Below are 11,496 nucleotides of genomic sequence, written 5' to 3'. Positions count from 1 at the left end.
ACTCCGGCCGGCCGGGCCCGGTCAAGGGCCGTTTCCGGCCGATCCGCGGGCCGGGCCCTCCCGGCGTCGCTGCCGGGCGTCGGCAGGTACCGCCGCCACAGGGCCCTGACCTGGAGGTATTTACGCGTAAATACCCTCGGCGGTACCGTGAGGCCATGCCAGCTCTCAACGTGGAGTTCAGCGACCGCGAGCTAGAGGACCTGAGGCAGATCGCCAAGGAGCGCGGGACGTCGATGAAGGCCCTCGTGCGCGAGGCGGCCGCGGCCGACATCGCCCGGCACCGGGCCCTGCAGGAGGGCGCCGAGGAATTCCGGCGCTTCTTCGCCGCACACGCCGCGGAGTTCGCGGCCGCGTTCCCGGACGACGAGGCCCCCGCCAAGGGCGAGGCCGCCTGAGTGATGCCGCCCGTCCTCCACATCGACGTCCCCTGGCTGCTCCAGCGCCACGAGGAGGTCCTGCCCGACCAGCCGACGGTCGACGACTTCTCCGCGCTGGTCGCCGCCGTCGCCCGGCACCGCGTCGACCCGCCCCGGCTCGGCGTGGACTCCGACCCGGCCTGGCGCGCCGCCGCCCTCCTGCACACCCTCGCCCTGCTCAAGCCGCTGCCCTCGGCGAACGCTCGCTTCGCCTGCGCGACCGCGGTGGCCTACATGTTCGTCAGCGGCGTCGGCATCGATCCGCCCTACGGCGCCCTCGTCGACCTCGCCCGCGACCTGATGTCCGGCAAGACAGACGTCTACGGCGCGGCCGACCGGCTCCGCTCCTGGCAGATCTGACTGATCAGGCCCCGGGGCCGGCAGGGAAGCGGCCCCCCGGGGCCGCCGGCCGAGGGCGGGAGGAACGGGGCCGGCGGCCGTGTCGCGCGGGAGAGCCGCCGTTCCGCGCGAGGCCTCCGAGAAGGGCCGGACCCCAGTCCACTCCCGGCCCCCGGACACCGGGAGCGTGCGCGGCCGGGCGGTGCGTGCGCGCCCTTCACACGGGGCGCGCGGACGCCCGGAGGACGCACTCGGAAGGTGCATTGTTCAACCAGGCCACGGGCGTGTCGCCTGACTTTCCTTCAACACCGGTGATGTCGTACGGGCGCCTTGTTGCCTGTGTGGAAATTGTGCAAGGGTGGCGGCACCGGTGCGGAGGGTAACGGCCGGGGCTCATCGGGCAGTTGAGGAGCAGGACCGGCAGCAGCCGGTGCGTCCCCGCCCCCGCCACCGTCCGGAGGTACGCAGGTACGCCTCCGCACCACCGCTGAGCAGAACGCATCGAAGGAACCCGCTCCGTGTTCACCCCCCACCCCCCTCGCCCTCCGTTCCCGCCGCCCGGCGGCGATCCGGCCGAGTCCGACGAGTCCCTCGCCGCACCGCTGCGGGCCGGTTCCGACGCCGAGGCCTCCCGGTCCGTCGCGCTGCTGATGGCCCGGCACTGGCGGCCCGTCCACGACTACGCCGTCATCTGCCTGGCCGCCCCCGGTCCCCTCGCCCACATGGTGACCGCCGCCGCCTTCCACCAGGTCCTCGGCCGGGTCGCGCTCGGCGAACCCGCCGAGGCGCTGCGGCCCCGCCTGCTGGTGGCCGTCCGGGACACCGTCCTGAACTGGTCCGGCACCGGACACATAGCCGCCGTCCTGCCCGGCCTCGGCAAACCCGCCGGCGGGCGCGGCATGCGCAACGCGAAGTCGCTGATACCGGAGAACCGGCTCCTCGTCGAACGCTCCTTCACCGGTCTTCCCCGGCTCGCCCAGGCGCTGTTGTGGCACACCGAGGTCGAGGCTGAGCCGGCACACGTGCCGGCCGGACTGCTCGGCATGGCCGCCGACGTCGCGGCCGAGGCACTCGCGCAGGCCCGCGACGCCTTCCGCGAGGGCTGTGTCCAAGCGCACCGGGAACTCGCGCCGAGCATGGACTGCCGCCACTACAACCGGCTGCTCGACATCCCGATCCGGCGCGGCGGTGCCCTGCTGCCGGACGTCGAGCGGCATCTCGCCGAGTGCTCCTACTGCCGGCACGCGGCCGAGCAACTCGGCCATGTCGAGGCCGATCCGGGTGTGCTCCTCGCCGAGGCGATCCTCGGCTGGGGCGCCCGCCGCTACCTCGACTCGCGCCCCGGCCGCCGCCCCGGCCCGGCCCGGGGCACGTCCCGGCGCTCCGGCGGAGGCCGGCGTGGCAGACCCGGACCGCTGACCCGGCTCCCCGCGTTCCCCGGACGCCGCCGGGGCGAGGGCGGGCCCGGTCCGCTCGCCCGGCCCGGACGCGGGGAGCCCGGCGTCGGCTGGTCGTCCAGGGCTTTGCTCACCGGCGTCGGCGTCGCCTCGGCCGCGCTGCTCGCCGTCGTCCTCGCCGTCAGCCTCTGGCCCGACGGCGGCGACGGCTCCCACGACGCCACCGGCCCCGGTGCCGGTTCTCCGTCGGCCTCCGCCACCGCTCCGGGCGCGGCCGGCCTGCCTCACGCCGACCGGCCGACCCGGCTGCGCGATGTGGGCACGGGCCTCTGCCTGGACGTCAAGGGCAGGCCGACGCCGGGCGCGAGCGCCGTCCTCGCGGTGTGCTCCAGCGCCGGGACCCAGCAGTGGACGTACGGCGGCGACGGGCTGCTGCGCAGCGCGGCCGGCCCCGGCCTGTGCCTGGACTCGCACGCCGACGCCGGCGTGGTCATCCTCGGCACCTGCGCCGGGGCGAGGACGAAGCGCGGCGGTGACGTGCGCTACGAGCTCACCGGGCGGGGCGAGTTGCTGCCCCGCTGGGACACGACCCTCGCCCTCGCCCCGGCCGGCGGGCAGGCGGGCGCGGACATCGTCGTCAAGGTGCGCGACCACTCTCCCGGCCAGCGCTGGCGGACCGACCGCCCCACGGCGAGCCCCGGCTCCCTGTCCGTCGCCGGCAGCGCCGGACCGCCCGCACGTTCCGCCGAACACGCAGTCATCCAGGGCTAGTCGACCACGTCCTGGGGTGCGGTGCCGGCCAGGAAGCCGAGGACGTTCTGGACCGCGGCCAGCGCGATGCGGATCACGGTCTCCCGGGTGACGCCCCCGACATGGGGGGAGAGGACCACGTTCGGGGCCCGCAGCAGCCTGCTGTCCGGCGCGGGCGGCTCCGGGTCGAAGACGTCGAGGCCCGCTCCGGCCAGGGCGCCCTTCTCCAGCGCGTCCGCGAGGGCGTCCTGGTCGATCAGGGCGCCCCGGGCCGTGTTGACGACGAACGCCGTCGGCCGGAGCAGCGCCAGCCGCCCGGCGTCCAGCAGGTGCCGGGTGTCCTCGGTGAGCGGCGCGTGCAGGGTGACGTAGTCCGAGGAGGCGAGCAGTTCCTCCAGCGGTACGAACCGGGCCCCGCCCAGCGCCTGTTCGGCCTCCTCGGGCAGCCGGTGGCGTCCGGCGTAGAGGATGGTCATGTCGAACGCGGCGGCCCGCCGGGCCACTTGGCGGCCGATCTGGCCGAGCCCCACGATGCCGAGCGTCTTGCCGGACAGTTCGGTCAGGCTCGGCTGGAGCCGGGGCAGCGCCCACTCGCCCGCGGCCAGCGCCTGATGGGCGGGCAGCACCTGCTTGGCGAGGGCCAGCATGAGCGCGAAGGTCTGCTCGGCCACGTTCTGGGCCTCGGCGCCGCTGGACCCGATCGTGCACACCGGGATCCCCCGGGCGCGGGCCGCGTCCGTGTCGACGTAGTCGAAGCCGTGGCTGGCGCACTGCACCAACTCCAGCCCGGTTGCCTGCGCGAGGTGTTCGGCGGTGACCGGGGCGAGCGCGGTGAGGATCACCCGGGCGGCGCGTAGCGCGTCCGGGTCCTCGCCGGCGGACTCGACGACGGTGACAGGGGCGTCAGCGGGGAACAGCCCGGCCAGTGCGGCGCCCGTGGCGCGGCCGCCGACATGCGGCGGCACCACGGCGAGGACGTTCTTCGGGGCGCTCACGCGGACTCCTCGGCGAGGTCGGCCCGCCCGACGCCGGCGGGGGAGGAGTGGCCGGACAGGGCCAGGGTGAGATCCAGTTCGGCCAGCACGCAGCGCACGACGTGCTCCACGCCCGCCTGCCCGTCCAGGCCGAGCCCGTAGACGTACGGCCGGCCCAGCAGCACCGCCCGCGCGCCCAGGGCGAGGGCCTTGAAGACGTCGTCGCCGGTGCGCACCCCGCTGTCGAACAGCACGGCGAGCCGGTCGCCGACGGCATCCGCGATCCCCGGCAGCGCGTCGACTGCCGCGACGGAACCGGCCACCTGCCGGCCGCCGTGGTTGGACACCACCACGCCGTCCATCCCGGCGTCGGCGGCGAGCCGGGCGTCGTCCGGGTGCAGGACGCCCTTGAGGACGATCGGCCCGTCCCAGTGCTCCCGCAGGAACGCCAGGTCCGGCCAGGTGTGGCTCGCGTCCCCGAACAGGCCGAGGAAGTGCAGCACCGCCGCGTTCGGGTCCTCGTGGACCGGTTTGGCCAGCCCGGCCCGGAACGCCGGGTCGGTGAAGTAGTTGGCGGTGCCCACCCCGTGCAGGAACGGCAGGTACGCCTGGTCCAGGTCGCGGGGCCGCCAGGACAGCAGCGGGGTGTCCAGCGTGACGACCAGCACCGAGTACCCGGCCGCCCGTGCCCGTCCGAGGAAGCTGCGCGTCACCTCGCGGTCCTTGCCCCAGTACAGCTGGAACCAGCGCTCGGCGTCGCCCATGGCCTCGGCGACCTCCTCCAGCGGGGTGCTGGACGCCGAGGACAGGATGTACGGCACGCCTTGCGCGGCGGCGGCCCGGGCGGCGGCGCACTCGGCGTCCGGGTGCATGATCGACAGCACCCCGACGGGGGCCAGGGCCAGCGGCGCCGGCAGGGCGCGGCCCAGCACCTCGACCGACAGGTCGCGCTCGTGCACGTCCCGGAGCATGCGGGGCACGATGCGGCGCCGGGCCAGGGCCTCCCGGTTGGCGCGCGCGGTGCTGCCGTCGCCCGCGCAGCCCGCCACGTACCCCACCGGGCCCGGTCCGAGCCGGTGTTCGGCCAGCTCCTCCAGCCGGGTCAGATCGGTGGGCAGCCGGGGTACGGCGCCCGTCATCCCGTTCAGGTAGATCTCGTACTGGAAGTCGGCCCAGTGCTTCGCCATCCGTCCGTCCCGCCTCTCCTCGCCGAGTACGCGCCGCCGGCACGTGCAGCCAGACGATACTGGCCGGTAGCAACGGATGACGCCGCGGGTCCCGGACCCGTTTTCCTGTCGCGGCGGTGACGACGGGATGTACGCCTCGTGACCGCAGGGGTTTGGTGAGGGGTTGGTGAAAGGTCGGGACGGAATGTTTCCGGCCGTTTGGGAAAGCGGTGGTTTTCGGCCATCTGGCCGTTTCTCGCGATCAAGAACCGCTCAGTTATGGGGGTTACACGCTCAGTTTCCGTAACTTCGCGCCACTGATTCAATACGCAAGGTTACTGAAAGCCATGGGGTCGATGTGTGTTTCCCCGGCGGACTCGGCAGAGTGGCGCTCGCCGCTCCGGCACCCGACCGGTCCGGGCGGCACCCTCGAAGTTCCAAGCGGAAGGATGCACACAATGCGGACCACCGCGCGCTGGGCAGCGACCCTCGGCCTCTCGGCCGCCGCCGTCTGCGGACCCCTGACCGGGGCCGCCGTCGCCGCGCCGCACGCCGCGCCGGCGTCGCTCTACGCCCCCTCGGCGCTGGTGCTCACCACCGGCCACGGCGACCAGGCGGCCACGGCCACCCCGGAGCGCGCCGTCACCCTGACCTGTGCCCCGACGGCCTCGGGAACGCATCCGGCCGCGGTTCAGGCCTGCGCCGAACTGCGCGGTGTCGGCGGTGACTTCGACGCGCTGAAGGCCCAGGACGGTGTGATGTGCACCAAGCTGTGGGACCCGGTCGTCGTCACGGTCGAGGGCGTGTGGCAGGGCAAGCGCGTCTCCTACGAGCGCACGTTCGGCAACGCCTGCGCGAAGGATGCCGTCGGCAGCCTCTTCGCGTTCTAGAGACCGGGATCGCCGGTACCCCGTATCACCGGATCAGGCCTGCAACTGGGGAGTGCGGCTCTTCGGGCGGGGACCTGCGATCTCGCACCGGGACCGACTGGGCGGAGTGGGGCCGCCCTCCGGTCACCGGGCACGCCGCCCCTCCCCGCGGTGGACTGTGGGGGTCCACCCGGGGAGCGGTGGCAGCACGTCGGTGCCCGTCCGGCCGCGATGGCCGGGCGGGCCCTTTCATGTCCTGCGCCGGTGACTCGTGTCGCACCAGGGATAGCGGCGGCTGCGCCGGCAGGTGCACAGGGCCACCCGGAAGCGGTCGGAGGAGACGACGGTGCCGTCCTCCAGCTCCACCTCCACCGGCCCCTCCACCAGCAGCGGGCCACAACGCTGCACGGTGATCCGGCGCGGTCGCTCAGCAGGGTCGTTCGGCACGGATGACCACCAGCTCCTCCGTCTCGTCGGCCGCCGGCAGCAGACCGCTGCGGCGCAGCCGGCCCGCCCGGGACCGCAGCACCGGCCCGAAGGCGATGCGGCGCCGCCGGACCACCGTGGTCAGCAGGCCCGCCGCCCGCAGCGCGTGCAGGGTCCGCTCGGTGCCGCTCAGCGCCGAGTGCACGATCAGCAGCACACCGCCGGCCCTCAGCAGACCTGGCGCGTCCCGGCAGATCCGGTCCAGCAGCAGCCGCCCGTCGTGACCCGCGTCCCAGGCCCGCGCCCGGCCGTGCGGGGGGCGTGCGGCGCCGGGCGCCGGCACGTAGGGCGGATTGGCGAGGATCAGGTCGTACGTCCGTCCCCGCACCGGGTGGAACAGGTTGCCGCGCCGGATCCGCACCGGCTGCCGGGTCAGCCAGGCGTTCAGCCGAGCCGTCCACACCGCCGTCCACGACACGTCCACCGCGGTCACCTCGGCACCGCGCCGGGCGGCCGCCAGCGCCAGGGCACCGCTTCCGGTGCCCACGTCCAGCACCCGCGCACCGGGTGGCGGCGCCTCCGCATGGAGGGCCTCGGTGAGGAGTGCGGTGTCGTCCTGCGGGGCGTACACCCCGGGAAGCACCAGAGCGATCATGTCGTCCGAGTACCCGGCCGATCAGGATGTATGAGACATAGTGGGATCAAGCGGAACTCGTAGCGCGGAGCGACCCGCGCGCCAGTCGGTGAGCAGCCGCCGGGCCAGCCGGTCCTCCAGGTACTCCGTCGCGTCGATCCCGAAGGCGATGTCGGCCGACAGCCCCGGTTCCTCGTCCAGCAGGCCGCCGATCACGTCGTGGCGTACGACCTGCTCGTGCACCGCGTCGGCCTCGACGTGCTCGTCGTAGAAGAACTCGGCGGCCGGCCCGGCGCCCGTGCGGCGCATGGCCTCGGCGAGCCGGCGAGAGCCGGGGGAGGAGGTGATCTCGACGTCGGCGAAGTGACCGACCAGGGCGCCGCGCAGCTCCCGGTGCAGCCCGAACAGCGACATCAGGTTGACGACGGCGAGCATCTCGGCCCCGCCCGCGTCCAGGTAGCGGCCGTACGCCGTCTCCAGGCCCAGGTCCGTCATCAGGTCGGCGAAGAGGCGGGCGTGGACCCGCTCGGCCCGGCCGCCGCCGAACTCGTCGAACTCCACGGCCGCCATCGCCGCCTTGGCCCGTCCCCACAGCCGGGGCAGCACCCACGCGTGCGGGTCGGCCTCCTTCAGGTGGTACAGGGAGCGCTGGGCGGCGTACTCGCGCAGCTGCCACAACTCGCCCTCGTCGCGCAGGTGGTGCGTGACGCCGCTGCCCTCGACCGGCTCGACCAGGAGTGCGCCGAGGGCCTCGTCGAGGCTGTCATGCCCCGGGGTGTCGGCGCGCAGCGCGGACAGGAACCGCCGCTCCAGCGCCGCCCGCACGCGCAGCAGCTCCGGGTCCCACTCGTGTCCGGGGTCGACGCCCGCGAAGCCCCGGTAGTGCAGTTCGTAGCACACGTACAGGGCGAGCTGGAGGTCGTCGCCGTAGGGGTCGGCCGTGTCGGCGTCGCAGGGACGGGGCAGCGGGCCGGTGCCGGTCAGGTGGGCGATGACCGCGGCGGAGAGTGGTCCCCGCGTGCCGGGCAGCCGGGGTTCGTGCTGGTTCATGGGGACCGGGTACCCGCGGGCCCCGAAGGCACCGTGATCGATTCCGGGCGTGGCCGAGGGGCCGCCGTCTCCCTGTGGACGGCGGCCCCTCGGCGGCTCGCGGAGCGGGTTGTCACATGTGGACGACCGGTGCGGCACCCGCGTCCTGGCGCGGCACCCCGCGGCGGTGGAGCAGGAACGCGATCACCGTGCCGGCGGCGAAGAAGCCCGCCGACCACCAGAAGGCGGTGGTGTAGCTCTCGATCGTGGCCTGCGCCCGGACCAGCTCGCTGCCGGCGTCGTGTCCCGACAGGTAGGCGGTGGCGGCGCTCGCGGCGAGGGTGTTCAGCAGGGCCGTGCCGATCGAACCGCCCACCTGCTGCATCGCGTTGACCGTCGCCGAGGCGACGCCGGCGTCTTCCGCCGCGACCCCGCCGGTGGCCAGCTGCATCGCGGGCGGCATGACCAGGCCGAGGCCCGCGCCGATCACGATCACCTGGGGCAGCACCGCACTGGCGTAGTGCGACCCGAGGCCGATCCCGGTCAGCCAGGCCATGCCGGCCGTGGCGATCGCGAAGCCCAGTGGGATGACAGCCTTCGGGCCCATCCGGGGCAGCAGGACCGTGGTGCCGAGCTGTGCGGCCACCATCAGGGCGCCGACCATCGGCAGGAACGCCACACCCGTCTTCGTGGGACTGAAGCCCAGGTCGATCTGGAGGTAGTAGGTCAGGAAGAGGAACACGCCGAACATGCCCGCGCCGCTGATCAGCACCGCGAGGAAGGCGGCGGCCCGGTCGCGGTCCAGCAGGATCCTGAGCGGCAGCAGCGGGTGCGCGGCCCGGGTCTGCCACCAGGCGAAGGCCACCAGCAGCAGGCCGCCCGCGAGCAGGAAGCCCCAGGTGAGCGGGGAACCCCAATCGTGGGTCTCGGCGTTGGAGAAGCCGTACACCAGGGCGAACAGGCCGCCGGCCACCAAGGCCGTGCCGGGCACGTCCAGCTTGGCGCCGGCCGCGTCCCGGTGGCTGCCCAGCAGGAGCCAGCCGCCGGCGAAGGCGACGACGGCGATGGCCACGTTGACGTACAGGGTCCAGCGCCAGTCGAACGCGTCGGTCAGCACGCCGCCGAGCAGCAGTCCGACGGCGCCGCCGGCGCCCGCGATGGCGCCGTAGACGCTGAACGCGCGGGCCCGTTCCCGGGCGTCGGTGAACGTGGTGTTGAGCAGCGACAGCGCGGCCGGTGCGAGGAGGGCGCCGAAGACGCCCTGCAGGGCGCGGGCGACGACCAGCATGGTGAAGCCGTTCGCGGCGCCGCCGAGCGCGGACGCCCCGGCGAAGCCGACGACGCCGATGAGGAAGGCGGGCTTGCGTCCGAAGAGGTCCGCTATGCGGCCGCCGAGCAGCAGCAGAGAGGCGAACGCGAGCGCGTACGCGGTGACGATCCACTGCCTATTGCCGTCGGAGAAGCCGAGGTCGGCCTGGGCGGACGGCAGGGCGATGTTCACGATGGTGGCGTCGAGCACCACCATCAGCTGCGCCACGGCGATGACCGCGAGGATCCACCACCGCCGGGCGGAGGCGTGGCCGGGGGCCGCCTCCACGGGGGTTCCCGTGCGGGAGCCTCCGGTCAGGGTCTTCTGGGGCATGGAGAACCACTCCAGGGAAGTGTTCGGGAAGCCGTCTCGGTAAATAAACGAAACGGTTTCGTACACAACGAGGCTAGAACACTTTCAGCGAAACGGCAACGTTTCGTTTGCCGGGCCCGGAGAGGCAGGGGGCGGTCAGGCGGCGAAGTGGGGTCCGTGCGGTCAGGCGGCGAAGACCCGCCGGAGGGCGGCGGCCAGCGTCCCGGCGTCGGCCGGGCTCACCCGCGCGGAGAGGTGCCCGTCCGGCCGCACCAGGAACGCGGTCGGCCCGTCACTGGCGTACTGGCTGCGGAACTCGCCCCCGCAGTCCCGCAGCACCGGCAGCGTGACCACGTGCCCGGCGTCCACCTGCTCGGGCAGCACGCAGTACGTCAGCAGCCTGCCGTGCGCCAACTCCTCGGCACCCTCAGCGAGTTCGGGGAACCCCTTCGCGCCGTCGGAGGAGTCGGCGTACAGCAGCAGGACGTGATCGCGCTCGCGCAGCAGGTCGTGGAGGCGCAGCGGGAAGGCCGCGATCGCATCCATCAGGCCGCCGCAGTCGGGAGCCCGGTCGCCCGGGGCCGGGCCGGGCCCGGGCGACGGGTCCGGCTCGGTCAGCGGGCCGTCCGGGTAGGCGATGAGCAGCTGCGCCTCGCGCATCATCACGGTCGCGGCGTCCTCCGGATCGGCCTGGACGCCGTGCGCGGCGTGCCGCAGGGTGCGGCCCACCACCTCCTCGCCGACCGGCCGGCGCTCGGCGTCGTAGCTGGCCGGCAGCGTCTGACGGGCGGTGCCGTTCGCCACGAGAGCCAGTTTCCAGGCCAGGTTGCAGGCGTCCTGGATACCGGTGTTCATGCCCTGGGCGCCGGTCGGCGGATGGATGTGCGCGGCGTCGCCGGCGACGAAGACCCGGCCGTCGCCGTACCGGTCGACGAGCCGGTGGCTGATGCGGAACACCGACGACCAGCGCATCGCCGAGGCGGTGGTCGTCCGGGGCGACAGCCGGTCGATGACCGCCTGGATGTGCTCCAGGCCGGGGGCGCGGCCCGACTCCAGGCCGTGCGCGACCGCGTCCGACCCATCCGCCTGCTCCCGGGGCGACAGCTCCGGGGGGACCAGCATCGACATGCGGTAGCGGCACCGGCCCGGCAGCGGGATGCACACCAGAAGGTCGTCGACCTCGCCGTCGTCCGCGCGGTGCATGGACCGCACCGTGTAGCCGGCCGGCAGATCCCAGTCCACCTCGACGTCGGCCAGCATGTACTCCTCGGGCAGCGCGCCGCCCTCGAAGGACAGGCCCAGCGTCTTGCGCACCACGCTGTGCGCGCCGTCGCAGCCGATCAGAAAGCGCGACCGGACCTCGGTCTCCTCGCCGGCCCGGTTGCGCAGCGCGCTGGTGACGCCGTCGGCGTCCTGCGTGAAGGACACCAGCTCGGTGCCCCGCTCGATCCGGGTGCCGTAGCGGGCCACGGCCTCCTCAAGGATGCGCTCGGTGTCGTACTGCGGCAGGGCCGCGAAGCCGTACGGCACCTGCTCGGGCAGTGACAGGTCCAGCCGGGGCTGCTCGCCGCCGTTGACGTAGGTGAGCTGGCCGAGCATGGGCACCGCCGCGTCCAGTGCCGCGCGGGCCACGCCCATCCGGTCCCAGATCTCCAGCGTCCGCGGCTGGATCCCGACGGCCTTCGCGTACGGCAGCCGTCCGTCGAGCCGGTCTACGAGGCGGCACGGGACCTGGCGGCGACTGAGTTCCAGGGCGGCGGTCAGGCCGACCGGGCCGGCCCCGGCGATCAGTACCTCGGTGTCCGTCATGCGCTGCTCCCGCCGGGCGTCCGGGCGGCGGCCGGACCCGCTCGCGGCTCCCGCGCGACCGCCCTG

Annotated in this window: 11 protein-coding genes; 4 read left to right on the top strand and 7 right to left on the bottom strand. The window is 74.1% G+C overall.

Translation table 11 applies throughout. The features are described from left to right. The first annotated feature begins 155 nt into the window (after positions 1-155). From ABZ854_RS22305 to ABZ854_RS22295, 3 genes are all read left to right on the top strand, one after another. Positions 156-395: a hypothetical protein gene (locus ABZ854_RS22305; RefSeq protein WP_129305200.1), complete on the top strand. Its 240-nt coding sequence runs from the start codon at positions 156-158 to the stop codon at positions 393-395. A gap of 3 nt (positions 396-398) precedes the next feature. Further along, positions 399-776: a toxin Doc gene (locus ABZ854_RS22300; protein WP_361213620.1), complete on the top strand. Its 378-nt coding sequence runs from the start codon at positions 399-401 to the stop codon at positions 774-776. Between the two features lie 497 nt (positions 777-1,273). Next, entirely contained in the window at positions 1,274-2,923 is a 1,650-nt protein-coding gene (locus ABZ854_RS22295) for an RICIN domain-containing protein (protein WP_361213617.1), read from the top strand. Here the strand turns inward: ABZ854_RS22295 and ABZ854_RS22290 are convergent. Then, positions 2,920-3,897: an NAD(P)-dependent oxidoreductase gene (locus tag ABZ854_RS22290; RefSeq protein WP_361213614.1), complete on the bottom strand. Its 978-nt coding sequence runs from the start codon at positions 3,895-3,897 to the stop codon at positions 2,920-2,922. The two genes, ABZ854_RS22295 and ABZ854_RS22290, sit on opposite strands and share 4 nt — an antisense overlap. After that, positions 3,894-5,063: a lactate 2-monooxygenase gene (locus tag ABZ854_RS22285; RefSeq protein WP_361213611.1), complete on the bottom strand. Its 1,170-nt coding sequence runs from the start codon at positions 5,061-5,063 to the stop codon at positions 3,894-3,896. Before ABZ854_RS22285 ends, ABZ854_RS22290 begins: the two co-directional genes overlap by 4 nt. Positions 5,064-5,500: 437 nt before the next feature. Between ABZ854_RS22285 and ABZ854_RS22280 the strand changes: the two genes are divergently transcribed. Continuing rightward, a complete protein-coding gene (locus ABZ854_RS22280) occupies positions 5,501-5,932 on the top strand; it encodes a protease inhibitor (protein ID WP_361213608.1) in 432 nt (143 codons plus the stop codon). A 228-nt stretch (positions 5,933-6,160) separates the two neighbouring features. On the opposite strand, the gene ABZ854_RS22275 is transcribed toward ABZ854_RS22280, so the two are convergent. The 5 genes from ABZ854_RS22275 to ABZ854_RS22255 all read right to left on the bottom strand — a co-directional run bounded on the left by ABZ854_RS22275 (position 6,161) and on the right by ABZ854_RS22255 (position 11,430). Then, the gene (locus ABZ854_RS22275) at positions 6,161-6,358 is read right to left on the bottom strand and encodes a CDGSH iron-sulfur domain-containing protein (protein ID WP_361213604.1); all 198 of its coding nucleotides are present in this window, start codon (positions 6,356-6,358) and stop codon (positions 6,161-6,163) included. Then, a complete protein-coding gene (locus ABZ854_RS22270; RefSeq protein ID WP_361213601.1) occupies positions 6,339-6,992 on the bottom strand; it encodes a HemK2/MTQ2 family protein methyltransferase in 654 nt (217 codons plus the stop codon). The genes ABZ854_RS22275 and ABZ854_RS22270 overlap by 20 nt, the downstream gene beginning before the upstream one ends. A 21-nt stretch (positions 6,993-7,013) precedes the next feature. Continuing rightward, complete coding sequence (locus ABZ854_RS22265) at positions 7,014-8,021, bottom strand: iron-containing redox enzyme family protein (RefSeq protein ID WP_361213598.1); 1,008 nt, start codon at positions 8,019-8,021, stop codon at positions 7,014-7,016. A 112-nt stretch (positions 8,022-8,133) separates the two neighbouring features. Next, on the bottom strand, positions 8,134-9,642 hold the full coding sequence (locus ABZ854_RS22260; protein ID WP_361213595.1) for an MFS transporter: 1,509 nt from the start codon (positions 9,640-9,642) through the stop codon (positions 8,134-8,136). Between the two features lie 162 nt (positions 9,643-9,804). Next, positions 9,805-11,430 carry an FAD-dependent monooxygenase gene (locus ABZ854_RS22255; RefSeq protein ID WP_361213592.1) on the bottom strand — a complete coding sequence of 542 codons (1,626 nt, stop codon included), beginning with the start codon at positions 11,428-11,430 and terminating at the stop codon, positions 9,805-9,807. Positions 11,431-11,496: the final 66 nt, after the last annotated feature.

Origin of the sequence: Streptomyces sp. NPDC047028 (genome assembly GCF_040644095.1) — a bacterium.
Taxonomy (GTDB): Bacteria; Actinomycetota; Actinomycetes; order Streptomycetales; family Streptomycetaceae; genus Streptomyces.
The sequence above is the reverse complement of the archived record's forward strand: the minus strand, read 5'-3'. Positions and strand labels throughout refer to the sequence as shown.

Bases quoted from the DNA above. Each gene is read 5' to 3' on its own strand.
- ABZ854_RS22265 (WP_361213598.1), bottom strand. From the start codon at position 8,021: ATGAACCAGCACGAACCCCGGCTGCCCGGCACGCGGGGACCACTCTCC.
- ABZ854_RS22260 (WP_361213595.1), bottom strand. From the start codon at position 9,642: ATGCCCCAGAAGACCCTGACCGGAGGCTCCCGCACGGGAACCCCCGTG.
- ABZ854_RS22285 (WP_361213611.1), bottom strand. From the start codon at position 5,063: ATGGCGAAGCACTGGGCCGACTTCCAGTACGAGATCTACCTGAACGGG.
- ABZ854_RS22255 (WP_361213592.1), bottom strand. From the start codon at position 11,430: ATGACGGACACCGAGGTACTGATCGCCGGGGCCGGCCCGGTCGGCCTG.
- ABZ854_RS22300 (WP_361213620.1), top strand. From the start codon at position 399: ATGCCGCCCGTCCTCCACATCGACGTCCCCTGGCTGCTCCAGCGCCAC.
- ABZ854_RS22270 (WP_361213601.1), bottom strand. From the start codon at position 6,992: ATGATCGCTCTGGTGCTTCCCGGGGTGTACGCCCCGCAGGACGACACC.
- ABZ854_RS22305 (WP_129305200.1), top strand. From the start codon at position 156: ATGCCAGCTCTCAACGTGGAGTTCAGCGACCGCGAGCTAGAGGACCTG.
- ABZ854_RS22280 (WP_361213608.1), top strand. From the start codon at position 5,501: ATGCGGACCACCGCGCGCTGGGCAGCGACCCTCGGCCTCTCGGCCGCC.